The 25491-nt window shown below is 52.5% G+C and carries 26 protein-coding genes and 1 pseudogene; 26 read left to right on the top strand and 1 reads right to left on the bottom strand.

The features are described from left to right. Positions 1-52: 52 nt before the first annotated feature. From JJB97_RS12185 to JJB97_RS12125, 13 genes and pseudogenes are all read left to right on the top strand, one after another. A pseudogene (locus tag JJB97_RS12185) lies at positions 53-237 on the top strand (ISL3 family transposase); the annotation flags it as partial. 236 nt (positions 238-473) lie between these two features. Then, a complete protein-coding gene (locus JJB97_RS12180) occupies positions 474-695 on the top strand; it encodes a microcin H47 (RefSeq protein WP_238714276.1) in 222 nt (73 codons plus the stop codon). A 1116-nt stretch (positions 696-1811) separates the two neighbouring features. After that, positions 1812-2114, top strand: coding sequence for an urease subunit gamma (locus JJB97_RS12175; RefSeq protein WP_238714275.1), 303 nt, complete (start codon positions 1812-1814; stop codon positions 2112-2114). 63 nt (positions 2115-2177) lie between these two features. After that, positions 2178-2624: an urease subunit beta gene (locus JJB97_RS12170; protein ID WP_238714274.1), complete on the top strand. Its 447-nt coding sequence runs from the start codon at positions 2178-2180 to the stop codon at positions 2622-2624. Between the two features lie 2 nt (positions 2625-2626). Then, on the top strand, positions 2627-4342 hold the full coding sequence (locus tag JJB97_RS12165) for an urease subunit alpha (protein WP_238714273.1): 1716 nt from the start codon (positions 2627-2629) through the stop codon (positions 4340-4342). A 10-nt stretch (positions 4343-4352) separates the two neighbouring features. After that, the gene (gene ureE, locus JJB97_RS12160) at positions 4353-4949 is read left to right on the top strand and encodes an urease accessory protein UreE (protein WP_238714272.1); all 597 of its coding nucleotides are present in this window, start codon (positions 4353-4355) and stop codon (positions 4947-4949) included. Then, positions 4946-5632 carry an urease accessory protein UreF gene (locus JJB97_RS12155; protein ID WP_238714271.1) on the top strand — a complete coding sequence of 229 codons (687 nt, stop codon included), beginning with the start codon at positions 4946-4948 and terminating at the stop codon, positions 5630-5632. Before ureE ends, JJB97_RS12155 begins: the two co-directional genes overlap by 4 nt. A 22-nt stretch (positions 5633-5654) precedes the next feature. Continuing rightward, entirely contained in the window at positions 5655-6290 is a 636-nt protein-coding gene (gene ureG / locus JJB97_RS12150) for an urease accessory protein UreG (RefSeq protein ID WP_238714270.1), read from the top strand. Then, on the top strand, positions 6287-7234 hold the full coding sequence (locus tag JJB97_RS12145) for an urease accessory protein UreD (protein ID WP_238714269.1): 948 nt from the start codon (positions 6287-6289) through the stop codon (positions 7232-7234). The genes ureG and JJB97_RS12145 overlap by 4 nt, the downstream gene beginning before the upstream one ends. A gap of 17 nt (positions 7235-7251) precedes the next feature. Continuing rightward, positions 7252-8232: an urea transporter gene (gene yut, locus JJB97_RS12140; RefSeq protein ID WP_238714268.1), complete on the top strand. Its 981-nt coding sequence runs from the start codon at positions 7252-7254 to the stop codon at positions 8230-8232. A 46-nt stretch (positions 8233-8278) separates the two neighbouring features. Next, positions 8279-9307 carry a HoxN/HupN/NixA family nickel/cobalt transporter gene (locus tag JJB97_RS12135; protein WP_238714267.1) on the top strand — a complete coding sequence of 343 codons (1029 nt, stop codon included), beginning with the start codon at positions 8279-8281 and terminating at the stop codon, positions 9305-9307. Positions 9308-9709: 402 nt separating this feature from the next. Next, positions 9710-10447 (top strand): YnfC family lipoprotein, encoded by a 738-nt coding sequence (locus tag JJB97_RS12130; protein WP_238714266.1) that lies wholly within the window; start codon positions 9710-9712, stop codon positions 10445-10447. A 64-nt stretch (positions 10448-10511) separates the two neighbouring features. Beyond that, complete coding sequence (locus JJB97_RS12125; RefSeq protein ID WP_238714265.1) at positions 10512-11633, top strand: 3-phenylpropionate MFS transporter; 1122 nt, start codon at positions 10512-10514, stop codon at positions 11631-11633. A 533-nt stretch (positions 11634-12166) separates the two neighbouring features. Here the strand turns inward: JJB97_RS12125 and suhB are convergent. Next, positions 12167-12970: an inositol-1-monophosphatase gene (gene suhB, locus JJB97_RS12120; RefSeq protein WP_238714264.1), complete on the bottom strand. Its 804-nt coding sequence runs from the start codon at positions 12968-12970 to the stop codon at positions 12167-12169. 119 nt (positions 12971-13089) lie between these two features. On the opposite strand from suhB, the gene trmJ reads away from it, so the two are divergent. The 13 genes from trmJ (at position 13090) to JJB97_RS12055 (ending at position 25478) form a co-directional block, all read left to right on the top strand. Beyond that, positions 13090-13818, top strand: coding sequence for a tRNA (cytosine(32)/uridine(32)-2'-O)-methyltransferase TrmJ (gene trmJ / locus JJB97_RS12115; RefSeq protein WP_238714262.1), 729 nt, complete (start codon positions 13090-13092; stop codon positions 13816-13818). A gap of 139 nt (positions 13819-13957) precedes the next feature. Further along, positions 13958-14449 (top strand): Fe-S cluster assembly transcriptional regulator IscR, encoded by a 492-nt coding sequence (iscR, locus tag JJB97_RS12110; RefSeq protein WP_238714261.1) that lies wholly within the window; start codon positions 13958-13960, stop codon positions 14447-14449. Between the two features lie 102 nt (positions 14450-14551). Beyond that, a complete protein-coding gene (gene iscS, locus JJB97_RS12105) occupies positions 14552-15766 on the top strand; it encodes a cysteine desulfurase (RefSeq protein WP_238714260.1) in 1215 nt (404 codons plus the stop codon). 28 nt (positions 15767-15794) lie between these two features. Further along, positions 15795-16181, top strand: a complete 387-nt coding sequence (gene iscU, locus JJB97_RS12100; RefSeq protein ID WP_238714259.1) for a Fe-S cluster assembly scaffold IscU — start codon at positions 15795-15797, stop codon at positions 16179-16181. 16 nt (positions 16182-16197) lie between these two features. Beyond that, positions 16198-16521 (top strand): iron-sulfur cluster assembly protein IscA, encoded by a 324-nt coding sequence (gene iscA / locus JJB97_RS12095; RefSeq protein ID WP_238714258.1) that lies wholly within the window; start codon positions 16198-16200, stop codon positions 16519-16521. Positions 16522-16600: 79 nt separating this feature from the next. Then, complete coding sequence (gene hscB, locus JJB97_RS12090; RefSeq protein WP_238714257.1) at positions 16601-17116, top strand: co-chaperone HscB; 516 nt, start codon at positions 16601-16603, stop codon at positions 17114-17116. A gap of 14 nt (positions 17117-17130) precedes the next feature. Then, positions 17131-18981, top strand: coding sequence for a Fe-S protein assembly chaperone HscA (gene hscA, locus JJB97_RS12085; RefSeq protein WP_238714256.1), 1851 nt, complete (start codon positions 17131-17133; stop codon positions 18979-18981). A 1-nt stretch (position 18982) separates the two neighbouring features. Continuing rightward, a complete protein-coding gene (gene fdx / locus JJB97_RS12080; protein ID WP_238714255.1) occupies positions 18983-19318 on the top strand; it encodes an ISC system 2Fe-2S type ferredoxin in 336 nt (111 codons plus the stop codon). Between the two features lie 11 nt (positions 19319-19329). Next, positions 19330-19530 (top strand): Fe-S cluster assembly protein IscX, encoded by a 201-nt coding sequence (gene iscX / locus JJB97_RS12075; protein ID WP_238714254.1) that lies wholly within the window; start codon positions 19330-19332, stop codon positions 19528-19530. Between the two features lie 224 nt (positions 19531-19754). Further along, positions 19755-21041, top strand: coding sequence for an aminopeptidase PepB (gene pepB / locus JJB97_RS12070; RefSeq protein ID WP_238714253.1), 1287 nt, complete (start codon positions 19755-19757; stop codon positions 21039-21041). A 150-nt stretch (positions 21042-21191) separates the two neighbouring features. Then, positions 21192-21971, top strand: coding sequence for an enhanced serine sensitivity protein SseB (gene sseB, locus JJB97_RS12065; protein WP_238714252.1), 780 nt, complete (start codon positions 21192-21194; stop codon positions 21969-21971). Positions 21972-22171: 200 nt separating this feature from the next. Then, complete coding sequence (locus tag JJB97_RS12060) at positions 22172-24502, top strand: ATPase (protein ID WP_238714251.1); 2331 nt, start codon at positions 22172-22174, stop codon at positions 24500-24502. A 7-nt stretch (positions 24503-24509) separates the two neighbouring features. Beyond that, positions 24510-25478: a formylglycine-generating enzyme family protein gene (locus JJB97_RS12055; protein WP_238714250.1), complete on the top strand. Its 969-nt coding sequence runs from the start codon at positions 24510-24512 to the stop codon at positions 25476-25478. Positions 25479-25491 lie beyond the last annotated feature (13 nt).

Below are 25491 nucleotides of genomic sequence, written 5' to 3'. Positions count from 1 at the left end.
CCGGGCCGAACGTTTTCGGCCCACAAAATCAGCAAAAACGTCCTGGCGTTGGCAGGTGGCCTGTCGATGTCGCTTGCTAAAAAATACTGGCGATGCGCCCGAACGATGCACAGACACAGGCCTCTCATACGCCTTGTTGCCAGTGAGTTGTCACCAAAGAAATCACCTGAGCCAGAATCAACTGTGTTCCCACCATCGCTCTGTTGCCCGCAATGGCTTAAACCGCAGAACCCGAAATAAACGGTATTAGCGCCGGACGGAGGTTCTCCTGGATTGAGGAGCGAAGTTCAGGCAATTTTGTTTTTATATTGAATACAGTGCAGCAGGCAGGTATTAATACGTTATAAAAAACTGTATCAATTGACGGCCATATTCAGTTTTACTCTGTCTATCTTATTCCTGGTTTTATTGAACTATTTCATGGAATTCGGACGATTCTGTTCGGGTCAGGCTTTAAATACGATGGAGTGTATATGCGAGAAATAACAGTATCACAGTTAAGCTATATTTCCGTGGCTGGAGGTGCGCCGACAGCTCCCGCTAATGCAGTTGGTGCGACAGCCATTGCTGACGCTCTCGCCGGAATTCCGGGCGGCCCGGTAGGAGGTGTGACTGGAGCCGTAGCTGCCGGTTTGACAACAACAACTGGTACGGCCGTGGGAAGCGGCAGCGCCTCTGCCTGCGGCGGTAGCTAATAATATTTTCCTGTATATACAGATACCCTTCGGTGAAGCCTGTAAAATTAATCGCCTTCGTCTAAAGTAGATAACCTGTCTGCTTGTAAGTATTTTTCATGATCAAAACTTTGTTCCTGATGGCGGTATAACCTACAGTAATTAAATTAAATGAATTTAAACGATAATTTTATTTCCGTAATTTTAATACAACTGCAATTAATAACACAGTATTTGGCAGTAATAAGGAAGTACCTGTCAGCAAACTACGACTATTTTGAACACGCGCCATACATCAGCCTCAGCCGGGATATGCAGGGCCGTTGATGCATGACGCCCAACGGTTAAAGTTTGTTATCCGCATGCTGCCCGCTTCCGGCAGAGGAAGCCAGTGCAGATGCTCAGCATGGCTTACGCCTCTCTTGTATTGAACGATTATGCGAGCTTGTCCGTTGGGTTGCGTGGCAGATGGCATATTGTCGTACCCGTTTTCACAGACTGATAACGCCCCTACCAATATACGAGAATGGCCGGTTAATGGATTTTAACGGACTCAGTTGCCTGGTTTCCGGAGATTATCCCGACGATTTTGGGCGCAGATTCCGGCTTACCGAACTGTTAAAAGAACCTGTCGGACTGTAACAGGGGAGCGATCTCTGCCTTTATCCCGGAAAATATCACTTTGATTATGCGGCTTTTACTGGAAACGCCATGTCTGGAAAATAATAATTTACTGCCGCAGCGCTGCGTGATGGCTGTCCCGGTAAAACCTGAGTCGGTATTATGAGAATGATCGGAGGTATTTGCCTGTTTGACCAAAAATTACAGACGTTATCAACAAACCAGGGAAAAAAAGCATAGAGGAAGTTAAGGCAAGTAAAACATTAATATCTAATGGAGGGCGTTTTTATTACTAAAAATAAATCCCCGCCAATTGTAAAATTAATTACATTTTTACATTAAAGTTAACACAGATTACTCGTGCTTATAGCAGAAATTTTATTTTTTTATTATCAGGTTGGTGCTACGGTATTGTTCGGCGCAATAATACAAGGTTGTATTAATTAATTTCCGTTATTAATAAACAGAATGTACGCGTGGAAATGGAAAAATCCCATTTCTTAAATGGAGTGTTGTATGCAGTTATCCCCAAGAGAAATAGAGAAGCTGATGGTATATACCCTGGCTGAGGTTGCAATAAAACGTAAAGCTAAAGGTATTAAACTGAATTACCCGGAAGCGGTCGCCATTATCACGACAACCGCGCTTGAGGGAGCGCGTGAAGGAAAAACGCTTGAAGAAGTGATGAACGACGCGCGCCAGGTATTATGTCTGGATGATGTTATGGAAGGCGTTGCCGACCTTATTCCCCATGTGCAGGTCGAAGCTATATTCACTGACGGCAGCCGCCTGGTGACCGTCCACGATCCCATACAGTAGGTACGCCAAAAAGTAACACTTCGGTAGTAAACAAAGATAATAACGTGATTACAGGTTCTATTAATGAATAAAAATGATGAAGAGAAGTATACCCCCGTGGGTGGGTATATTCTGTCAGGGAAACCCATAACTTTTAACGCTGAAAAACCAGAAATTAAATTAACTGTACGCAATACAGGCGATCGCCCCATTCAAATTGGCTCCCACTTTCATTTTTTTGAAGTGAATAAAGCGCTGCAATTTGATCGGTTAGCCGCCTATGGCCGACGTCTGAATATCGCCTCCACAACGGCAATCCGTTTTGAACCTGGCGATGAGATTGATGTACCCCTTATTGCCATCGGGGGTAAACAAATTACATACGGTTTTAATAACCTGGTTGATGGTTGGACGGGAGCCGGAACTTTTGCTGCGGGGAAACAGGCTAAAAAAGACGTTGAAGTTAAACGTGCCATAGAGTCTGGCTATAAGTCTCTGAAGCCGGCGCCTCACATTACGGATAAGGAATAAAAATGCCAACAATTTCCAGACAAGAATATGCAGGGTTATTTGGCCCAACTACCGGCGATAAAATTCGCCTGGGCGATACGCAATTATTTATCGAAATAGAAAAGGATTTACGTGGCTATGGCGAGGAAGCCGTCTATGGAGGGGGAAAGTCTCTGCGTGATGGTATGGGCGCCAATAACCGGCTGACCAGCGAGAGCGTTCTTGATCTGGTCATAACCAACGTAACCATTCTCGATGCCCGGCAAGGTGTGGTTAAAGCGGATGTGGGGATTAAAAATGGTCGTATCGTCGGAATAGGTAAAAGCGGCAACCCCGATATGATGGACGGCGTTACGCCTGGAATGGTTGTGGGGGTGAGCACAGACGCTATATCGGGCGAGCATTTGATATTGACTGCGGCGGGTATTGATACCCATATCCATTTTATTTCTCCGCAGCAGGCGGAGCATGCATTATCCAACGGCGTTACCACGTTCTTTGGCGGCGGCGTTGGGCCGACCGATGGCACTAACGGCACCACCGTCACTGCCGGACCCTGGCATATCCACCGAATGTTACGCGCCTTTGAGGGGTTGCCCGTTAACGTTGGGATATTAGGTAAGGGCCATGCCTCGCACGCTGCGCCGCTGGCAGAACAAGTTCGCGCCGGGGCTGCCGGGCTGAAGGTGCATGAAGACTGGGGTGCTACCAACTCAGCATTGCGCCAGGCTCTGCGCGTTGCCGACGATATGGATATCCAGGTTGCTGTACATACGGATAGCCTGAATGAAGGGGGATACGTCGAAGATACGATAGAGGCTTTCGAAGGCCGGACAATCCACACTTTTCATACCGAAGGCGCAGGAGGCGGACATTCGCCGGATATCATTAAAGTTGCGGCTTTGATGAATGTCTTGCCCAGCTCAACTAACCCGACGCTACCGTTTGGCATCAACAGCCAGGCTGAGCTGTTCGATATGATCATGGTGTGCCATAACCTCAATCCAAACGTGCCGGCTGACGTCGCGTTTTCTGAAAGCCGGGTTCGGCCGGAAACTATCGCTGCGGAAAATGTCCTGCATGATATTGGCGTGTTGTCGATGTTTTCCAGTGATTCACAGGCGATGGGGCGCGTTGGCGAGAACTGGCAGCGCGTCATGCAGACTGCGCATGCCATGAAGATGGCGCGCGGCAAGCTGCCTGAGGACGCGGCGGGTAACGATAATTTCCGCGTATTGCGTTATGTCGCGAAAATCACCATTAACCCGGCTATCGCTCAAGGCATTAGCCACGTATTGGGATCGGTTGAAACAGGCAAAATGGCCGATCTGGTGCTGTGGGAACCGCGCTTTTTTGGCGTTAAGCCAAAGCTGGTTATTAAAGGCGGCATGATTAACTGGGCGGTGATGGGCGATCCGAACGCTTCGCTAACAACGCCACAGCCGACATTCTATCGCCCAATGTTTGGGGCGATGGGGAAATTGCTGCAGGAAACCTGCGTCACTTTTGTCTCCGCTGCTGCGCTGGATGACGGCATCAGGGAGAAGCTGGCGCTTGAGCGCCAGGTGATGGCCGTTCAAAACTGTCGGGCTATATCAAAGCAGGACATGGTGCGCAATGCAGAAATGCCGAATATAGAGGTGGATCCAGAAACTTTCTCCGTGAGGGTAAATGGCGAGCACGCGACAGTACCGCCCGTAAAAAATACGGTTCTTAACCAACGCTATTTCTTCAGTTAGGAGCTGACTGATGATTGTCATTGAAAAAATACTCGGGAATGTCAAAAAAGAAGCGCTCTGGCAACAACGTCTGCAACAGGCAACGGTGGATATTCTGGTGTTGTCACAGTGGGAGGCGCAGAAAAGCCGCTGTCGTAAAACAACGCGCGATGGGCAGGAAATAGGTATCTCCCTCGATCGTCACCAGTTGCCTGGCGATGGCGATGTGCTGCTATGGGATGAGGTGCGTAACTATGCTGTGGTGGTGCAGATAACTCTGCGCGATGTGATGGTTATTCATTTATCGTCTCTGCTGGAAAGCGATTGCGAGACCGTGTTGCAAACCGCGTTTGAGCTGGGCCATGCGCTTGGCAATCAACACTGGAAATCGGTTATCAAAGGCCATCGCATATTTGTGCCCATTACCGTTGCGACCCGGATAGTGGATTCAGTAATGAAAACGCATGGTTTTCACGCGCTGCCTTACTCATTTGTGAAGGGTGAAACTATTTTGCCCCATCTCACCCAGTCTGAAGCACGACTATTGTTTGGTGGGGCAGAAGATTCAGCGACGCATGTTCATGTCGATAGCGATTTTAACCATCAGCAGGCGCTTAAAATGTCATGAATGCCATACAACTTATCCGCATTATGCAGTTTTCCGACTCCGTTTTGCCGGTAGGCGCATTTTCATTTTCCAGCGGCGTTGAATCGGCAATTCAGGCCGGCATTGTGCACGATGTCGCTACGTTAACGTCATTTACTTATACCGCGCTGCAACAAGCCGCGTCAGGCGATAGCCGTGCTGTGGCCGCCACCTGCCGGGCATTGCGGGAGGGGGACTGTGAAGCGGCAATCACCAATGACTGGGCGTTGTTTAACCGCAAGCTGAATGAAGAAAGCCGCACGATGGTCGTGCGGATGGGCAAAAAGTTGGCGGAAATGGCCGTTGACGTGTGTAAAGAACCGTTGATGGGCTGGTGGCTTGAGCAAATTAAGCGCGGCTATGCCGCTGGCACTTACCCGGTGACGCAAGCGCTTGTTATGACCGCGCTGGGCGCCAGCCCACGCGAGGTCATTGTCATGCACCATTACGGCGTGGCTATGACCATACTTAGCGCGGCCATGCGCCTGATGCGCGTCACGCATATAGAGACTCAACGCATATTGTTTCAGCTTAATCAGGATGCAGAGGTATTTTGCGATGAAGCTGAGAGCGGCGGGATCGAACAGATGTCGTCTTATGCGCCTGTGACAGATGTATTAGCAGCGCTACATGTCGCAGCCTTTACGCGTTTGTTCAGCAATTAACCTGCCAGAACGAGGAAGACAAATGAAGAAGATTACCCGTATTGGTATTGGCGGACCGGTTGGTTCAGGCAAAACCGCCATTATTGAGGTTATTACGCCACGCCTGATCGCGCGTGGCATTCAGCCCCTGATTATTACCAATGATATCGTCACGACTGAAGATGCAAAGCAGGTTAAACGCACTCTGAAAGGCATTCTGGATGAAGAGAAAATAGTGGGCGTGGAGACGGGCGCGTGTCCACATACTGCCGTTCGTGAGGATCCAAGTATGAATATTGCGGCTGTTGAAGAAATGGAGGCGCGCTTCCCACAAAGCGATGTCGTCATGATCGAAAGCGGCGGCGATAACCTGACATTAACCTTCAGCCCGGCGCTGGCGGATTTTTATATTTACGTTATTGATGTTGCTGAAGGAGAAAAAATACCGCGTAAAAATGGCCCGGGGCTGGTACAGGCCGATATTCTGGTCATTAACAAAATCGATTTGGCGCCTTATGTCGGCGCCAGCCTGGAGGTGATGGAGCATGATACCCGCGTGGTGCGCGGTTTGCGTCCTTATATTCTCACTAACTGCAAAACAGGAGAAGGTATTGATGCGCTGGTTGATATGATCATGCGTGATTTCCTGTTTACACATACTGCGGCTATGCCTTTATGACACGTATTAACGAAGCTGTGATGCGCGTCAGTCAACCTGGCGCCGATCTCCCCGAACTGGCGGCTTACCAGGATGAGCCGCCGCAAATGGCCAGCGGGAGCGTGGGAAAAACAGGTTATCTGCGTATGATGTTCGCCGTGAGCGGGCAACGTAGCGTATTGAAACAGGTGGACAGAAGAGTCCCCTTTTTGGTGCAGCGCGCCCTGTACTGGGACGAGATGATGCCGCACATGCCGTGTGTGTTTGTTATCTCTACCTCTGGCTGTGTCCTGCAAGGGGACCGGCTGGCGATGGATATCCATGTCGCCGCGCAGGCCTGTGGGCATGTGACCACACAGTCGGCAACCAAGATTCATGCAATGGAAAACAATTATGCAGCGCAGATGCAGACTATCACCCTTGACGAGGGTAGCTACCTTGAAGTCATACCCGAACAGGTGATCCCGCACTGCGGTTCACGCTTTATTTCCGATACCCGCATTACTCTACACCCTACTGCAACGCTGATTTACGCCGAGATATTGATGTCGGGCCGCAAACACCACGATGCCGATCGCGGCTTTCGGTTTGATGTGTACTCGTCGCATATTTGCGCCAGCAGCCACGAGGGCAACCCGCTTTTTACCGAGCGCTATGTGCTGGAGCCGGGTAAACAGCCTCTTAACACACCCGCAGTCATGGGGCCATTCGATGTGTTTGGGAATGTGATATTGCTGACGCCCGCCTGCCATCATCAGCGCATTATCGATCGTATAACGCCGCTTTATGACGAAGCGGCTGGCCTTGCCTGCGGCGTGAGCCGCTTACCAAACGAGTGCGGTCTTATTTTTAAAGCTTTAGGAAAAGAATCTCCGCAGGTGAAAGCGGCAATACGCCTTTTTTGGCGTATAGCGCGCGAAGAAATACTGGGCATAACGCTGCCTGCGCCTTTTATCTGGCGTTGATTTTTCAGGTTATTAATATGGATAAAATACTTTTATGGGATGCGCTACGGGCTCGCCATCGATCCGTTGCTTTTGTCGATATGGTATTGCGTGGTTGCTCGCAGGTGATGTTTCAAAATAACCCGCTTACCGGGCTGTTATTTTTTATTGCTATTGCTGTCGGGGCATATGGCGAAGGGCTGCCGCAGGTTGTTATCGGCAGCCTGCTGGGCACCGTCGTTGCGACGCTTAGCGCGGCATGGTTGGTCAACGAGCGCGAAACGCTGCGCGCCGGGTTGTATGGCTATAATGGTTGTCTGGTGGGGACTGCGCTTCCGACTTTTTTGCAGGCAACCCCCTTTTTATGGGTTGTGGTGATATTTAGCGGCGTTATCTCGGTTATCGTAACCGTTGGTTTGAAAAAACTGCTCCGGACATGGGACGTTTCAGTGTTAACCGCTCCTTTTGTGTTAACGACCTGGATAGTCTTACTGGCCAGTTACCCTTTCGGACAGCTTCATCATATTGGGCTACCCGCGCCGGCGATGCCTTCCAACTATGAACTGGCCGATAGTTATCCTGGTATGTTACCGATTATCACCAGCGCTTTGCACGGAGCCTCGCAGGTATTTTTATCCAGCAATGCGCCGGAAGGTTTACTGGTCATGCTGGGGTTAGCCGTTTCATCGCTGCGCGCTATGTTGCTGGCCCTTATGGCCGCGCTGCTGGCGGTTGCGGCCGCGCTATTGATTGGCGCCGCTCCTCAGCCTGTGTCTTCAGGTTTATATGTTTTTAGCGCGGTCCTTACGGCGCTGGCGTTAGGGTCGGTTTACAAGCCCTCCGGTTGGCATGTTCTGGGTTATATCTTTATCGGCGTTATTTTTACCGTTCTGGTGCAGGGCGCATTTAACACTTTACTTGTTCCACTAGGTATTCCGCCTTTGACCATGCCTTTTGTTGTCACCTGTTGGTTGTTTTTAATCGCCAATCCAAACGTGATCCCAACTACTCAATCGTAACAGTAATGCCTGTTGAATGAATATGATTAAATAAAGGAGCAACCTTATGACGCAGCGCTTTGAATGGCGACACCGCGCCATTTATTTGTTGTCAGGAATAGTAGTAATAAATATTGTCGTTTGGCTGCTGGCGCTGGCCGTTTTTCGTGACAATACGACATTAATGGGTACAGCATTACTCGCGTATAGCTTTGGTTTACGTCATGCTGTAGATGCAGACCATATTGCTGCAATAGATAATGTAACGCGAAAACTAATGCAGCAGGGAAAAGCGCCTGTTGCCGTTGGCACCTTCTTCTCACTTGGGCATTCCACTATTGTGGTTATGGCTTCTGCGGCTATTGCCGCAACCGCCATGATGTTTAGCAGACAAATGGAATGGTTTCATGAAACAGGGGGAGTAATTGGAACGTTAGTTTCATCCTTATTTTTGCTGGCGGTGGCGTTTATTAATTTGATGGTATTAATTTCCGTCTGGCAAACTTTTCGTAAAGTTAAATCTGGCGAGCTTCTTCCCCACCAGACACTGGATGAAGTCGTCAATAAAGGCGGCGTGTTGACAGCGTTATTTCGTTCACTGTTCAGGATGGTAAATAAAAGCTGGCATATGTATCTGATTGGATTTTTATTTGGGTTAGGGTTTGATACGGCTACCGAGGTGGGATTACTGGGTATTTCAGCCGCAAGCGCCGGGCAGGGCGTGAATCTCTGGAGTATTATGCTATTTCCCGCGCTGTTCGCTTCAGGGATGGTGCTTATTGATACTATTGATAACTTTGTCATGATTGGCGCTTACGGATGGGCCTTCTCCACGCCAGTGCGCAAGCTTTACTACAACATGACGATAACGGCGGTATCGGTGATAATTGCGGTGTTTATTGGCGGTGTCGAGGCCATTGGCCTAATCACTGACAAACTGTCGTTAACCGGGGCGCCCTGGGAAGGTATTGCGCGGTTAAACGAACACCTGGGGGAAATGGGATATTGGGTGGTTAGCCTCTTTATTCTTTGCTGGCTGGTCTCTGTTATTAATTATTATCTGCGAGGTTACGATAAATTATCAACGCAAAGCTAGCATCCCGCCAGCTTCGCTCACGATGGCAAAACGTGGCGTTGCCCGCTTTGGTGCGGTTGGATGAAAAACAATGCGTTGAGTTTCCCTGTTTACTTTGCGGGCACTGCAGGCCGAAGGCAATTGCCCCGGCGACAGCGTTGCGGCGTTTTACCGCGCCGCAATTTTATCCCGTTATCTCTGTCATTCTCTTTTGCTCAGCGGTGGCTGCTTTTTTACCCGTCAGCCATCCGCCTGTTTATAAATATGCCCGCTTTGCCTGCCTTGTTCGTTTTCCGTCCCTGAGCGATGCGCCGCGCAACTCAGTTTGCAGAGCAAAAAGACGCACGCGGCTGGCGGGCGTTATTGCGGCTATGCTTATGTGCCGGACTGTGATTTTTCGGCCAGAGGAGAGTGCGGAGCGTTATGAACAAAATTCAGCTATGTCTCACTGCTGCCCTGATTGCTGGCCCGGTCAGGGGGAATGAGACGTTAGCGCCGTTTCAGCCAGCGATGGCCAGCCTCTCTAATGAGCTGGAGTTTGATGCGTTGCGCGGGCGCGTAAAAAATTTCGAACAGGTGCTGCTTGGTAGCGATGAAGGGCAGTTGACTATCGCTAAAGGACGCTTTGACCTGCACGGTTGTCTTAAGGAGTATGAACGTATGGATTTTGTCAATGGGCAGAGCATCAGGCTGGCGCGCGCGGATAATTCCAACACGCTGGTTTCCGCCCGGGACAAACGCAACACCATCGTGTTGAATAAAGCCTGCCAGATAGTCGGCACCACTAACAGCGCCAGCCCGGTCAGCAAACTGTACATTTATGATAAAAACCTGTTGGTCAAAGTGAAGGACGCCCGTAACGCCTGGGTTTATAAAGAATATTTTTATACGCCGGAAGGGATGCCTGAAAGTACGGTATTTTACGGTGAAGAACACGATGTGCTGCTTATTACCGTCCCTAAACGTAAACTGGCCGAACCGTGGGATTTTATTACTCAAGGTTTGGATAATGGCGTGCCGTTTTATCAGGCGTTGAAAAAGTGCCATTACGATAAAAAGGGCAACCCCAGCGTTTGCGATTTCGTCGTGGACACACTGATACAGGGGGGCGCAACAGAGACAGAACACCAGCAAATTCGCTACACCACAACCTATTACTGAAGCGTCTGCGCTTGCCTGTTGACCCGGCCTCTGCCAGAGTATCGGCTCTTCACAGGGAGGGTTTATGGTTTTGCAATCCCCGCGCTGGCTGGCGCTTGGTTACTTTACGTACTTTTTTAGCTACGGCGTCTTCTTACCCTTCTGGAGCGTTTGGCTTAAGGGCGTTGGGCTGGGGGCTGAAGCTATCGGGCTGCTGTTGGGGGCAGGACTGGCGGCGCGCTTTCTTGGTAGCCTGCTGCTGGCGCCTGTCGTCAAAACCCCTGCCCATCTGGTCCAGGCGCTGCGCCTGCTCGCTTTGCTAACGCTGATTTTCACCGTCGCTTTCTGGTGGGGCGCCAGCGCGGCGTGGTTATTGCTGGTCATGGTAGGTTTTAACTTCTTCTTTTCACCGCTGGTGCCGTTGACGGATGCCCTGGCTGGGACCTGGCAACAGCAAATCAACATGGATTATGGCCGGGTGCGGCTGTGGGGATCGCTGGCGTTTGTCATGGGGTCGTCCATAACAGGCAAGCTGGAGACGTTGTTTGGCTATCAGGTCATATTGTTCGTGCTGACGGCAGGTATCGCCGCCATGCTGGGCGGCATGCTGCTGCGCCCGTCAGTTATGCCCAGGGGGGGCGCACTGTCGCAGGAAAGCGTCGGCTGGCCGGCATGGCGACGGCTTTTTAGCGAAAACTGGCGGCTTTTCACCTGTGTAACGCTGCTACAGGGGGCACATGCCGCTTATTATGGCTTCAGCGCAATTTACTGGCAAAAAGAAGGGTATTCTTCGACGGCTATTGGCTACTTATGGTCACTTGGCGTGGCGGCTGAAATCGTTATTTTTGCGATCGGTCACCGTCTTTTCCAGCGCTGGAGCGTGCGGGATTTGCTGCTTTTATCCTGTCTGTGCAGCGTGGTTCGTTGGGGGTTGATGGGCTGGAGCGCCGCGCTGGCGTGGCTTATTGTAATGCAGGTTTTGCACTGCGGCAGCTTTACCGTATGTCATCTGGCGGCGATACGCTACATTTCCGCGCGCCACGACAGCGACGTTATTCGGTTACAGGCTATCTATTCTGCCGTGGCCATGGGCGGCGGTATGGCGGTGATGACAATGTTTTCCGGCTACCTTTACCAACATCTGGAAAATGGTTTGTTCTGGGTGATGGCATTGGTGGCGCTGCCCGTGCTGGCGCTACGCCCGTGAGCGTCAGCAAGCTAATTCTCCCGTGTTTCGCGAATACGCCGCATCTGATGCTCTATGGTAATTTGTTGAAAAACAACCAATTGATTTACCTTGTTTTTATTGTGTTTCATCCATCCTGTCTGCGAAAGGAAGGGGGTTGTCAGCAGTCTCGGCATTATGCTTTGTTTGTGTTTTTACGAGATATTGACGCGTTATTTTCGACCAGATCATGGAGCTTTAAACTGAAAAAGGGCGCCCGAATCTACCGGGCCTGTGCTCCTTTCTTCTGGCGGCGCGGCGTTAATTCTTTTTCCACGCAAAGCAATACCTTTTCCCGGTAAGCCTGGCCTGGCGCTGTTGGCGCAGGTTCGCTTAGGGGGGGGATGGGCAAAGTTAACATGCACGCTTTGATAAGTGATTACTGGCCCAGGTGCCGAGCGCGTAACCTGTAACGTAAGGGATAAGGCAGGGACGTGAGAATGAAAAGGATGAGCCGTTCGCCCGGTTAAGGCAATTTCTCTTCTCGCCAGGCGGCGAGAAGAGAAAGCGTGCTGTTAGCGCTTCAGCGCTTCGCTTAATTCGTCGCGCATTTCCGCCAGCATGTTTTTCACCACGCGTGGATTACCCGCCACGATGTTGCCGGTAGTGAGGTAGTTATGGCCGCCGGTGAAATCGCATACCAGACCGCCGGCTTCGCGCACCAGTAGTTCGCCGCCGGCAAAATCCCACGGGCGCAGCCCTATTTCAAAGAAACCATCAACGCGGCCTGCTGCGACGTAGGCCAGATCCAGGGCGGCAGAGCCGGTGCGGCGGAAGTCTGCACAGCGGGTAAACAACTTACTGACAATCCTCATATAACTTTCGGCGTGCTGCTTAGCCTTAAACGGGAAACCGGTCGCCAGTATGGTGCCATCCAGATCGCGGCTGCTGGCGCCGCGCAGGCGGTAGCCGTTAAGCTGCGCGCCCTGGCCGCGCGTCGCAGTGAAAAGTTCATTACGCATGGGATCGTAAACGACGGCTACTTCAGTGCGGCCTTTAATGCGCACTGCGATAGACACCGCAAAATGCGGCAGGCGTTTAATGAAATTGGTGGTGCCATCCAGAGGATCGATAACCCACTGTATATCTGCGTCTTCACCTGCCAGCTCACCGGCTTCTTCAGTGATAATGGTGTGCTGAGGATAGGATTTGCGGATGGTCTCAACAATCAGTCTTTCTGCTTCTTTATCGATGTTGGTGACAAAATCGTTGCTGCCTTTCTGGCTGGCTTCTACCGCGTCGGGCGTTTCGTAATTTCGGGCAATCAGATTGCCAGCCTTACGCGCGGCGCGCACGGCGATGTTGAGCATCGGATGCATGGGTTACTCTCACTGGATGTTAAAGAACGGGAAAACGGCGCGGAGTATACCAGAGCGATCGGAATATGTCTTCGGAATATGATACTATGCCGGGATAAACTTTTATCGCGCTTAAGGTCATGTTGCAAAATATTCGAATCGTGCTGGTTGAAACCTCTCACACCGGCAATATGGGCTCCGTCGCCCGCGCTATGAAAACGATGGGCCTGACCAACCTCTGGCTGGTCAATCCGCTGGTCAGGCCCGATTCGCAGGCCATCGCCCTTGCGGCGGGCGCCAGCGATGTTATCGGTAATGCGCGGATTGTGGAAACCCTTGATGAAGCCCTGAGCGGCTGTAGCCTGGTGGTCGGCACCAGCGCGCGTTCGCGCACGTTGCCCTGGCCGATGCTCGATCCGCGCGAATGCGGCCTGAAAAGCGTCGAGCAAGGGCGACATGCGCCGGTCGCGCTGGTATTTGGCCGCGAACGCGTGGGCCTGACCAACGAAGAACTGCAAAAATGTCACTATCACGTGGCAATTGCCGCAAATCCGCAATACAGCTCGCTAAACCTCGCGATGGCGGTGCAGGTCATTGCCTATGAAGTGCGTATGGCCTGGCTGGCTGGCGACCCGGTCTCTGATGGCGAAGAAGAGGCGCCATATCCGCTGGTGGACGATCTTGAGCGCTTCTACGGCCATCTTGAAGAAGTACTGTTGCAAACCGGTTTTATTCGCGCAAATCACCCCGGGCAGGTCATGAACAAACTGCGTCGCTTGTTTACGCGCGCGCGTCCGGAAAGCCAGGAACTCAATATACTGCGCGGCATGCTTGCTTCAATAGCGGCAAGTTATAAGACGAAGCCATAAATGCTAAAAGAGGGCGTGAATTCCCCGGACAAATAGTTGACCAATTTACTCAGGAATGTCAGACTTGGCCTCGCTATGTAAAACGTTTTTATGGCAAAACCCCCGGTTCGAGGGGCACATTTCTGAGGTTAAGTAAGACATGAGATTAACATCAAAAGGGCGTTACGCCGTGACCGCAATGCTTGACGTTGCACTTAACTCTGGAACGGGCCCGGTACCGTTGGCTGACATTTCTGAGCGTCAGGGAATTTCGCTCTCTTATCTGGAGCAGCTGTTCTCCCGTCTGCGCAAAAATGGTCTGGTGGCCAGCGTTCGTGGTCCGGGGGGCGGCTATCTTCTGGGTAAAAATGCCGACAGTATCGCGGTTGGTGAAGTTATCAGTGCCGTTGACGAATCCGTCGACGCAACCCGTTGTCAGGGCAAGGGCGGCTGTCAGGGGGGCGATAAGTGCCTGACGCATGCGCTGTGGCGCGATTTGAGCGATCGTCTGACCGGCTTTCTCAACAACATCACGTTGGGTGAACTGGTCAGCAATCAGGAAGTGTTGGATGTTTCCGATCGCCAGTTGCACAGTGAAACCTATCGCAATAGCCGCGTTCAGGACGCGATTGATGTCAAACTGCGCGCATAAGTAACCACAAGAATGACATTCTGAATCAGGCAGGGAGCACGCTCTCCCTGCGCCGAATTTCCCTGGTTCACCGCATTGAGTGATGTACGGAGCTTAAGAGCAATGAAATTACCGATTTATCTCGACTACTCTGCGACAACGCCGGTCGATCCGCGCGTCGCGGAGAAGATGATGCAGTTTCTGACTATGGATGGGACTTTCGGTAACCCCGCATCCCGCTCCCACCGTTTTGGCTGGCAGGCGGAAGAGGCGGTGGATATCGCCCGTAACCAGATTGCCGAGCTGGTTGGCGCGGACCCGCGTGAAATTGTCTTTACCTCTGGTGCTACCGAGTCGGATAACCTGGCGATTAAAGGCGCTGCTAATTTCTATCAGAAAAAAGGCAAGCACATTATCACCAGTAAAACCGAGCATAAAGCGGTGCTGGATACCTGCCGTCAGTTGGAGCGAGAAGGGTTTGACGTTACCTATCTCGCTCCGCAGAGCAATGGCATTATTGATCTTAAAGAACTTGAAGCAGCGATGCGTGATGACACCATCCTTGTTTCCATTATGCATGTAAATAATGAAATCGGCGTGGTGCAGGATATTGCGACTATCGGCGAAATGTGCCGCGCGCGCGGGATTATTTTCCACGTGGACGCCACCCAGAGCGTCGGTAAATTGCCAGTAGATTTGAGTCAGTTGAAAGTGGATTTAATGTCCTTTTCAGGACACAAGCTTTACGGCCCGAAAGGCATTGGCGCGCTGTATGTTCGCCGCAAGCCGCGCGTTCGTATTGAAGCGCAAATTCACGGCGGCGGGCACGAGCGCGGCATGCGTTCCGGTACGCTGCCTGTGCATCAGATTGTCGGCATGGGTGAAGCCTACCGTATTGCGAAAGAAGAGATGGCGACCGAAATGGCCCGCCAGCGTCAGCTTCGCGACCGCCTGTGGAACGGTCTGAAAGATATTGAAGAAGTTTACCTCAACGGTGATTTGCAGCAGGGCGCGCCCAACATTCTTAACGTCAGCTTTAACTACGTTGAGGGCGAGTCTCTGATTATGGCGCTCAAAGATTTGGCCGTATCGTCGGGTTCAGCCTGTACGTCCGCAAGCCTTGAACCTTCCTACGTGCTGCGCGCGCTGGGACTCAATGATGAGTTGGCCCATAGCTCGATTCGCTTCTCTGTTGGTCGTTTCACGACGCAGGAAGAGATTGATTACACAATCGATCTGGTGCGTAAATCCATCGGCCGCCTGCGCGATCTTTCCCCGCTGTGGGAGATGTTTAAGCAGGGCGTGGATCTGAACAGCATCGAATGGGCGCATCACTAACCGGTATCGGAAGTAAGGACTATTAACTATGGCATACAGCGAAAAAGTCATCGATCATTATGAAAACCCGCGCAACGTTGGTTCTTTTGACAACAGCGACGAAAATGTCGGCAGCGGAATGGTTGGCGCGCCGGCGTGCGGCGACGTTATGAAACTACAAATTAAAGTTAGCAACGACGGCATCATTGAAGACGCGCGCTTTAAAACTTACGGCTGTGGTTCTGCTATCGCCTCCAGCTCGCTGGTCACCGAGTGGGTCAAGGGTAAAAGCCTGGACGAAGCGCAGGCCATTAAAAATACCGACATCGCCGAAGAACTTGATCTGCCGCCGGTGAAAATTCACTGCTCAATCCTTGCAGAAGACGCCATTAAGGCGGCCATTGCGGACTATAAAAGCAAACGTGAAGCAAAATAATGACTGAGGTTTTGATATGTCGATTACCCTGAGCGATGCCGCCGCCGCGCGCGTAAACACTTTTCTCGCCAACCGGGGCAAAGGGTTTGGCCTGCGTCTGGGCGTGCGTACGTCCGGCTGTTCCGGTATGGCTTATGTGCTGGAATTTGTCGATAAGCCTGCGGCGGAAGATGTAGTATTTGAAGACAAAGGCGTAAGGGTGGTGATCGATGGTAAAAGCCTGCAATTTCTTGACGGCACACAGTTGGACTTTGTGAAAGAAGGCCTGAACGAAGGCTTTAAATTCACTAACCCTAACGTAAAAGACGAGTGCGGCTGCGGCGAAAGCTTTAACGTCTGATATCCGCACTCCGCCAGGCCCCACCACATTGTCAGCGCGTGGGGCGTACTGGCATCCCTGATGCTTACCCGAGACTGCTATGGATTTTTTTACCCTCTTCGGGCTTCCGGTGCAGTTTGCGCTGGATACAGCCCAGTTGGCGACCCGCTATCAGGAGCTGCAGCGCCAGTTCCATCCGGATAACTTTGCTAACAGCCCCGAAGCCGAGCGCCTGCAGGCGGTGCAGCGTTCCGCTACGATTAATCAGGCCTGGCAAACGCTGCGCCAGCCGCTGATGCGGGCGCAATACATGCTTTCGCTCCACGGCTATGATTTAGCCAGCGAACAGCAAACCGTGCGCGATACCGCCTTTCTGATGGAACAACTTGAGCTGCGCGAAGAACTTGATGATATTGGGCAAGCCCGCGATGAAGCGCGGCTGGAAGGTTTCATCAGGCGCATAAACGCCATTTTCAATACCCGCAGCGAAAACATGGCGCGCGAGCTTAACGACAAAAAGTGGGAACAGGCGGCCGATACGGTGCGCAAGCTGCGTTTTCTCGATAAACTTCGCACCAGCGCAGAACAACTCGAAGAGAAGCTGCTCGATTTTTAATTCTGGAAGCTAACATGGCCTTATTACAAATCAGTGAGCCTGGATTGAGCGCTGCGCCGCATCAGCGGCGGCTGGCGGCGGGCATTGACCTGGGAACGACCAATTCGCTGGTGGCGACCGTACGCAGCGGGCAGGCTGAAACGCTGTCTGACCTCGACGGGCGTCACCTGCTGCCGTCAGTCGTGCATTATCTGCCGCAGGGCCACAGTGTTGGATGGGATGCGCGTCTGCATGCGTCAGCCGATCCGGTGAATACCATTAGTTCCGTTAAGCGCCTGCTGGGGCGCTCGCTGGATGATATTCGTGCGCGTTACCCGCATCTTCCCTATCAGTTTCAGGCCAGCGAAAACGGTCTGCCGATGATCGAAACGGCCGCAGGTCTGGTTAATCCCATCCGTGTATCTGCCGATATTCTCAGGACGCTGGCGGGCCGCGCTCAGCAAGCGCTCGGCGGCGAACTGGACGGCGTTGTGATTACCGTGCCTGCTTACTTTGACGACGCCCAGCGCCAGGGTACTAAAGATGCGGCGCGCCTGGCAGGGTTACACGTGCTGCGCTTGCTTAACGAACCGACGGCGGCCGCTATCGCCTACGGGCTGGATACCGGTCAGGAAGGCGTTATCGCCGTATACGATCTGGGCGGCGGCACCTTTGATATTTCCATTTTGCGCCTGTGTCGCGGGATATTTGAAGTCCTGGCGACAGGCGGCGATTCTGCGCTGGGCGGCGATGATTTTGACCACCTGCTGGCCGACTGGCTGCGTGAACAAGCGGGCTTTAGCGGCCGTGACGATGTTCGGCTTCAGCGTCAATTGCTTGATGCCGCCATTGCCGCCAAAATCGCGCTAAGCGAAGCTGAAACAGCGAACGTTGAGGTGGCAGGCTGGCGCGGCACGGTAAATCGTGAACAGTTTAACGCGCTGATTGCGCCGCTGGTCAAGCGTACGTTGCTGGCATGTCGTCGGGCCTTGAAGGATGCGGGCGTGGATGCCAGCGACGTGAATGAAGCGGTCATGGTGGGCGGCTCCACCCGCGTGCCGCTGGTGCGTGAACGTGTGGGCGAATTCTTTGGCCGCATGCCGCTGACGTCTATCGATCCTGACCGCGTGGTCGCGCTCGGCGCCGCCATTCAGGCGGACATTCTGGTTGGCAACAAACCGGACAGCGAAATGCTGTTGCTGGACGTTATCCCGCTCTCCCTCGGCCTTGAGACGATGGGCGGGCTGGTGGAAAAAGTGATTGCGCGCAATACCACTATTCCTGTGGCGCGTGCGCAGGAATTCACCACCTTTAAGGATGGTCAAACCGCGATGGCTATTCACGTGATGCAGGGGGAACGCGAGCTGGTGCAGGATTGTCGCTCCCTGGCGCGTTTTACGCTGCGCGGCATTCCGCCGCTGCCGGCGGGCGGGGCGCATATTCGCGTCACCTTTCAGGTGGATGCGGATGGTCTGCTGAGCGTCACCGCGATGGAGAAATCTACCGGCGTGGAAGCGTCAATACAGGTGAAACCCTCTTACGGCCTGACGGATGGTGAAATCGTTTCTATGATTCAGGACTCAATGAATTTTGCTGAGCAGGATGTGCGGGCGCGTATGCTGGCGGAGCAAAAAGTTGAGGCCGCGCGCGTGCTGGAAAGCGTACAGAGCGCGCTTGGCGCAGACGGCGCGCTGCTGAGTGAAGAAGAGCGGCAGGCTATTGAGCGGTGCGCCGAACAACTGCGCATCGTTGCCGGGGGCAGCGATGCCGAAGCAATAAAAGACGCCATTAAAATAACAGATAAACAGACCCAGGCATTTGCCGCGCGCCGTATGGATGTATCCATTCGCCAGGCGCTCAAAGGCCACTCTGTGGATGAGGTGTAATATGCCAAAAATTGTTTTTCTCCCTCATCAGGATTTGTGCCCGGAAGGCGCCGTGCTGGAAGCGCAGCCGGGTGAAACGATTCTTGATGTTGCGTTGCGTAACGGCATTGAAGTGGAGCACGCCTGCGAAAAATCCTGCGCCTGCACCACCTGCCACTGCATCGTGCGTGAAGGTTTTGATTCGCTGGCGGAAAGTAGCGAAGACGAAGACGACATGCTGGATAAAGCCTGGGGGCTGGAGCCAGAAAGCCGCCTGGGCTGCCAGGCCCGCGTGACTGATGAAGATCTGGTTGTTGAAATCCCGCGTTACACTATCAACCATGCGCGTGAGCATTAACAGAGGGCTGTATGGGACTGAAGTGGAGCGACAGCCGCGAAATTGGCGAAGCGCTGTATGAAAGCCGCCCGGATCTCGATCCGAAGCGCGTGCGTTTTACCGATATGCATCAGTGGATTTGCGAACTGGAAGCGTTTGACGACGATCCGAACGCGTCGAATGAAAAATTACTCGAAGCTATTCTGCTTGTCTGGCTGGATGAAGCCGGGTAATAAACGGGCTGCCTGGGCGGCCCGTCAGGTTGTTGACAAAGAAGGAAAAAACGGGGTTTTACCTTCTTTGTGGTAAACAGGTGAAAATCAATGCATTGATTTTCCTTATTTTTTGTTGTATCCCCCTATCCTGTCTGTGACAGGCTGGGGGTGGTCAGCAGTCTCACGGGCTGCCAGGGGCGGCCCGTTTTTGTGGCGGGCGATAATACGATAAGGAAAATAAGATGAGTGAAGCCATGAATATTCTGCTTTCCCGCCAGCCTGCGGACGCGCGTTGGGGAGAGAAAGCTATCTGGAGCGCCAGCGACTGCGGCATAACCCTACATCTGACCGGCCAGGATGACCTGGCGCTTATTCAGCGCGCTGCGCGTAAAATCGATGGCCAGGGTCTGAAGCATGTGCGCCTGGCAGGCGACGGTTGGGATGTGGAAAAAAGCTGGGCTTTCTGGCTTGGCTATCGCGCCCCGAAAGGCGAGCGCCAGGTGGAGTGGGCGGTACTGGATGATAAACAGCAGCGTGAGTTTGATAACCGTCTGAAGACCATTGACTGGGTGCGCGACATCATTAATGCGCCAGCCGACGATCTTGGCCCGGAGCAGCTAGCGCAACGCGCGGTGGATTTGCTCAGCGATGTGGCGGGTAAAAACGTCTCTTACCGCATTACAAAAGGCGACGATCTGCGCGATCAACAATATGTCGGGCTGTACACCGTAGGCCGTGGCTCCAGCCGCCCGCCGGTGCTGCTAACCCTGGACTATAACCCGACGGGAAACGAGAGCGCGCCGGTCTATGCCTGCCTGGTTGGTAAAGGCATTACGTTTGACTCCGGCGGCTATAGCCTGAAACCCACCGGTTTTATGGATTCCATGAAATCTGATATGGGGGGCGCGGCGCTGGCTGCGGGGGCGCTGGCTTATGCTATTACCCGCGGTCTGGACAGACGCGTGAAGCTGATTTTGTGCTGTGCGGATAATATGGTGAGCGGCAGCGCGTTCCGGCTGGGTGATATTATCCGCTATCGCAACGGTAAAACCGTTGAGGTGATGAATACCGATGCGGAAGGGCGCCTGGTGCTGGCTGATGGTCTGATTGACGCCAGCGCGCAGAAGCCGGAAATCATCATTGACTGCGCTACGTTAACCGGCGCGGCGAAAACCGCGCTCGGCAACGACTATCACGCGCTGCTGAGCTTTGATGATGCCTTGTGCAACCGCCTGTTAGCGAGCGCGCAGGCGGAAAATGAAGCCTTCTGGCGCCTGCCGCTGGCGCAGATGCACCGCAGTCAGCTACCGTCAAATTTTGCTGAACTGAATAACACCGCCAGTGCGGCATACCCGGCAGGCGCCAGCACGGCGGCGGGGTTTCTGTCGCACTTTGTTGAAAATTATCGTCAGGGCTGGCTGCATATCGATTGTTCCGCCACCTATCGTAAAGCGGCGGTAGAGCAGTGGGCTGCGGGCGCAACCGGCGCGGGCGTGCGCACACTGGCGAATTTATTACTGGCGAAGTAAACGCATGCCCCGCCTTTTACCGGGCGGAAAAGGGCGCATTGTTTCTGAAGTTGTCGCAGGCAGCGCCTGCGGCAGTATTTTGCGCAAGGGTGCGTTGAACAAAAGCGGTTTGTTACCTGAAATGCGCCTTTGTGTTTTAACGGATAATGTATGGCTGAGAACAAAAAAAATGCAGTAGAGACGCTGCTTGAGCAGGCGGCGACGGAACCGGCGTACAGGCCGGCTTTTTTTCGCGCGCTGTTGGATGCCAGCGTTTGGGTGCCCGGCGAATCGGCTAAGGATAGTGCGGATTGCGCCGACGGTACGCTGGATTTACAACGCTGGCAGAAAGAAAACGGGGTGTGGGTTATTCCATTTTTTACCTCTTTGACGGCGCTGCAAGAGGCGGCTGAAGGCGAGCAGGCGTTTGTGGTGATGCCTGCGCGTGCGCTGTTTGAAATGACGCCCGGCGAGACACTGTTTCTTAATGCTAAATTGCCCACAGGCAAAGAATTTACGCCGCGAGAAATCAGCCACCTGCTCAGCAAAGAGGGCGATCCGCTCAGCCAGCAAACGGTGCTGGAAGGCGGCGAGGCGCTGCTGCTTTCTGAAGTGGCTGAGCCGCCGGCGCAAATGGTGGCTTCGCTGACGACGTTATTTAAATCACAAAATACGGTAAAGCGTGCATTTTTATGCTCGCTGAAAGAGAAAGCGCAGGAGCAGCCAGTGTTGCTGCTGGGTATTGAAGCCAGCGGCGATGTTGAGGCGATTATTCAGGCTGCCGGCAGCGTGGCGATGGATACGCTGCCGGGCGACGAGCCGCTGGATATTTGCCGGATTGCTGAAGGCGAGACGGGCATCAGCCATTTTATGCTGGCGCACTTAACGCCGTTTTATGAACGGCGCTGGGGCAGCTTCCTGCGCGATTTTAAAACCAACCGGATTATCTGAAAACAGCCCCGTAGGCAGTGTCTTATTGCAGGGAATAACAACTGCGTACTGGAAATGAAAGAGTGGTAAGCCAGATGCTGAGGTAGTCAGTGTTAAAACCGTTCGTTGCGGAACCGATGTAAATGACTATACGTAAAAACTTTTATAATACTGGCACGCAGAATAGTAATTTATTATTGAATAATTGAGGACATCAGGGTATGGAGACTAAAGCGGCGGCTGAATGCCAGTTAAATAAATCAGATGATAATGTCATTAAAGCGTATCACGAGTCGGGTATGCTCTATTTTCGGCCGCAAACCGAAGAGGTTATTGTGGTTGAGGCGCAGGATGCCGGCGAATTTGAGTCCCACTGTCTGGAAATGATGAAGTGCGTGGATGAGTTTCATCAGGCAAACCATGCTTATTCCGCCGCAATAGAAAAATATGGCCTGCAAAGGCAAAAGCCCGGAATGCATGATACGGATGCCCAGGCCGCAGAGGTGTTTGCCGCAGAAACCGCGCTGGATAAAAAGCGCGAAGCGTTACTGGAAAAACTCCGGGATGATGAATCCAGTAATATGGGTTATCAGGATGTGGTGGAGTTAATTCCGCTACTGGATACCCGCAAAAGAGGAGCCGGAAATCAACGACTTGGGCGGCGTTTTGCCTACGCCAGCCAGCGTTATTATTCCGCGCGCGCCGGCGGGCGTTCTCAGGCGGGGGCGCAAAAGAAGTGGCGTACCGTTTCACTGAATAACGGGGACACGGCGACCGGCCAGCAGAGCATTTATACTGTTGACAGCCGCGGTCGCCGGATAATTGATACCCGTAAACTAAAAGCGCAGATAACCCAAAATATTCTGCCGACAATAAAACTTGAGCTTAAAGACTATATTAACCTGGATGATTATAGTCTGGATGAGACGCTGTTTAACTGGGCGGAAAGCTGGAATGAAAGCGTAAATGGCAGCCATGCCTTTGATAACGGTATAGAAATATCGGGCGCGGCGCAGTTTATGCGCTTTGTGTCCAACGTTGGCGCGGAAGCGGAATTTAACCCCGGTGGGGGGAGCGTAAAAATTAAGGGGGAGGCGAAAGCCTCGCTGGCCGTTGCATCGGGTATTGGCCTTGCGGCGTTTTATATACCGGACCGTCTGGGCTGGCAGGTGAAATACACGCCGGGAGAAGAAAAGCAGGATGGGAGCGCTGACCGGGCGCAGCCGTTTTTAGATATGGGCGTAATGCGTATTTATATCGAAAACAGGCTGATTGGCTTTGTGGGGGCGTCAGCACAGATTGAGGCCCAGCTTCAGGTAATGGCCAAAGATAAGCGGCAGCAGATTGTTGCCGGCCAGCGCGGGGGGCGACTGCCGCGCTTTTATGAGCGCCAGACGGGTCGCAGCGGGCAGTTTTACCGGCAGATGAAAAAGGAAGATGAAGGGGTTTCTGTCACGGCGGAGGCCTTTGCCGGAGCCAGGGCGGAATATGCGCTCAGGGGCGCCGTGCAGTGGCTGAAGCCCGCAGAGCCTGCGAAGGCAGGCAGTGCCGTTGTGCCGACAACGGTGGGGGAGTTTACCGACCTGGCGACCATTGGCGCCAGCATTGCCGGGCTGGCGGGAATAGGCGCCGGGGCTAAATTTCACTGTACGTTTATTAACGGTAAATTCTGCTTTAAGGTTGCCGCCAGCCTGTGCGTGGGTTTAGGGGCCAAAGGGGCGTTTCTGTGCGAGGTGGGCGGCAAAGCGTTGATGGAGTTGGGGCGCTGGCTGGCTTATCAGCTCTTTGCGCTGGATTATCGTTTTTTTGATTTGGTGGATAAAGAGGCTTTTGAAACTTTCACTCGAATGTGTGTAATGCAGCTAACCGATTTAGCAAAAGATATTTATGAGGAGTTTAATACTGCGAAGGCTAATATTTTGGCTGTTCAACTCAGATTTGGTACTTTCATAAATACCCTGGTTGAAGGTGGTAGAGAGGGTTTAGAAGCATCTCAAAAACGTAATCAGTTAGCAAATAACATACTTGCCGAACCGGAGCGCTTATTAAATTATACTCCGGAGGCCAAGGGGATTTTACTTTATCTGTTGACCCGGCATGGACTGTGGGATCACGCTGATACCGATAACCGCGGCAGCTATTTGCTGGATATCTACTCCGATCGCAAAGAGGCGGTAATTCAGGTACTACATAGCATCCAGACTAAACGCGAGTGGCTGAAGGTAATGTGCCATCGCACGAAAGATGGCTCAAGCCTGGCGGCGGGAAAATCTGAGCAGCAGGTAGCAAACGAGCAGGAGCAGCAGTTGCGGGCGTTTCTCCAGGAAGGGTTTAATCGGGACCAGAACATGAGTCGCAGGGCCGCTGAACTTGCGGCACTGGCGCTATCGGAAATCTATCACCGCCTGAAAACGGAGCAGGAACTCTCCCGGGGCTATGCCCTGGCGATGAATAATACTGAATTTTATAACCTGAACCGGGCGCCGAATCCCCATTTTCCGCAGCAATGTGATTTTGACCCCTGTGAAGCAACGGCAACGCAACTGGCTTAAGGAAATAATGATGCATAAATACGGAATACTGCTGGCGCCGCTATTGTTGGCGGCCTGTGATAATGGCACCTCAGTAAAGGTTGCCCCGACCACCGGTAAGAATACGCAACACTCTGCTGAACGTGAGGACTTGCTTCGCCAGATAAAAGCGAACCTGGTTTTTGTGGAGGGGGGGGATTTTTTGATGGGGGACTTTGGTGCGGAGCATGGCCCGGAGAAGATTCAGCTTGATACTGAAGAGGACAGTAAACCGCTGCATAAGGTTACGCTAAGCAGCTACTCCATCAGCAAGTTTAAAACCACCAATCAGGAATATCAGCTTTATCTGAAGCTAAATAATAGTCAGCTTAAAAAAGCGAATAATATACTTACTCAAGAGCTGTTAGATGCATTAAATACACTACCTGATACTCCCGCGCATATGGACTGGTATGATGCGCAGAAATACTGCGCCTGGCTGGGCGAAGTTAGCGGCTTGCCCTTTGCGCTGCCGACAGAGGCCCAGTGGGAATACGTCGCCCGCAGCCGCGGAAAGTTTATTATTGTAGGAACTAACAGTGGTGTACTGGAAATGAAGGGCGCCAGCCGTGGAATTAATATCTCAGGCTCACTGGACCGCGAGGATTTTGCGATAAAAATGGGGCTGAAGGGCGGAACGTTGATAACAATGCCAGTAGATAGTTATCCCCCTAACCCGCTGGGTATCTACGATATGGCAGGTAATGGCTATGACTGGGTAAATGACTGGTACGATCCGGATTATTATCAGAACTCTCCAACTGACGATCCCAAAGGGCCGCAAAAGCCAGTACATAAAGATTATGAAGGCAATTATACCAAAGTCATGCGCGGTGCAGATTTTTCTGGAGCCTTCAAAGGATTAACTGTCGCCAGATATAGCAGTAATCCCTCTACCGAAGTGACAGGTGATAAAACTGTTCGTTGCGTAGTGAATAGTCCGCAGCCTGTAAAATAATGAAGGCGGGGGC

This window comes from Tenebrionibacter intestinalis, assembly GCF_016632365.1.
Taxonomy (GTDB): Bacteria; Pseudomonadota; Gammaproteobacteria; order Enterobacterales; family Enterobacteriaceae; genus Tenebrionibacter; species Tenebrionibacter intestinalis.
The sequence above is the reverse complement of the archived record's forward strand: the minus strand, read 5'-3'. Positions and strand labels throughout refer to the sequence as shown.

Coding starts and splice junctions, on each gene's coding strand:
- JJB97_RS12180 (WP_238714276.1), top strand. CDS start 474: ATGCGAGAAATAACAGTATCACAGTTAAGCTATATTTCCGTGGCTGGA.
- JJB97_RS12175 (WP_238714275.1), top strand. CDS start 1,812: ATGCAGTTATCCCCAAGAGAAATAGAGAAGCTGATGGTATATACCCTG.
- JJB97_RS12170 (WP_238714274.1), top strand. CDS start 2,178: ATGAATAAAAATGATGAAGAGAAGTATACCCCCGTGGGTGGGTATATT.
- JJB97_RS12165 (WP_238714273.1), top strand. CDS start 2,627: ATGCCAACAATTTCCAGACAAGAATATGCAGGGTTATTTGGCCCAACT.
- ureE (WP_238714272.1), top strand. CDS start 4,353: ATGATTGTCATTGAAAAAATACTCGGGAATGTCAAAAAAGAAGCGCTC.
- JJB97_RS12155 (WP_238714271.1), top strand. CDS start 4,946: ATGAATGCCATACAACTTATCCGCATTATGCAGTTTTCCGACTCCGTT.
- ureG (WP_238714270.1), top strand. CDS start 5,655: ATGAAGAAGATTACCCGTATTGGTATTGGCGGACCGGTTGGTTCAGGC.
- JJB97_RS12145 (WP_238714269.1), top strand. CDS start 6,287: ATGACACGTATTAACGAAGCTGTGATGCGCGTCAGTCAACCTGGCGCC.
- yut (WP_238714268.1), top strand. CDS start 7,252: ATGGATAAAATACTTTTATGGGATGCGCTACGGGCTCGCCATCGATCC.
- JJB97_RS12135 (WP_238714267.1), top strand. CDS start 8,279: ATGACGCAGCGCTTTGAATGGCGACACCGCGCCATTTATTTGTTGTCA.
- JJB97_RS12130 (WP_238714266.1), top strand. CDS start 9,710: ATGAACAAAATTCAGCTATGTCTCACTGCTGCCCTGATTGCTGGCCCG.
- JJB97_RS12125 (WP_238714265.1), top strand. CDS start 10,512: ATGGTTTTGCAATCCCCGCGCTGGCTGGCGCTTGGTTACTTTACGTAC.
- suhB (WP_238714264.1), bottom strand. CDS start 12,970: ATGCATCCGATGCTCAACATCGCCGTGCGCGCCGCGCGTAAGGCTGGC.
- trmJ (WP_238714262.1), top strand. CDS start 13,090: ATGTTGCAAAATATTCGAATCGTGCTGGTTGAAACCTCTCACACCGGC.
- iscR (WP_238714261.1), top strand. CDS start 13,958: ATGAGATTAACATCAAAAGGGCGTTACGCCGTGACCGCAATGCTTGAC.
- iscS (WP_238714260.1), top strand. CDS start 14,552: ATGAAATTACCGATTTATCTCGACTACTCTGCGACAACGCCGGTCGAT.
- iscU (WP_238714259.1), top strand. CDS start 15,795: ATGGCATACAGCGAAAAAGTCATCGATCATTATGAAAACCCGCGCAAC.
- iscA (WP_238714258.1), top strand. CDS start 16,198: ATGTCGATTACCCTGAGCGATGCCGCCGCCGCGCGCGTAAACACTTTT.
- hscB (WP_238714257.1), top strand. CDS start 16,601: ATGGATTTTTTTACCCTCTTCGGGCTTCCGGTGCAGTTTGCGCTGGAT.
- hscA (WP_238714256.1), top strand. CDS start 17,131: ATGGCCTTATTACAAATCAGTGAGCCTGGATTGAGCGCTGCGCCGCAT.
- fdx (WP_238714255.1), top strand. CDS start 18,983: ATGCCAAAAATTGTTTTTCTCCCTCATCAGGATTTGTGCCCGGAAGGC.
- iscX (WP_238714254.1), top strand. CDS start 19,330: ATGGGACTGAAGTGGAGCGACAGCCGCGAAATTGGCGAAGCGCTGTAT.
- pepB (WP_238714253.1), top strand. CDS start 19,755: ATGAGTGAAGCCATGAATATTCTGCTTTCCCGCCAGCCTGCGGACGCG.
- sseB (WP_238714252.1), top strand. CDS start 21,192: ATGGCTGAGAACAAAAAAAATGCAGTAGAGACGCTGCTTGAGCAGGCG.
- JJB97_RS12060 (WP_238714251.1), top strand. CDS start 22,172: ATGGAGACTAAAGCGGCGGCTGAATGCCAGTTAAATAAATCAGATGAT.
- JJB97_RS12055 (WP_238714250.1), top strand. CDS start 24,510: ATGATGCATAAATACGGAATACTGCTGGCGCCGCTATTGTTGGCGGCC.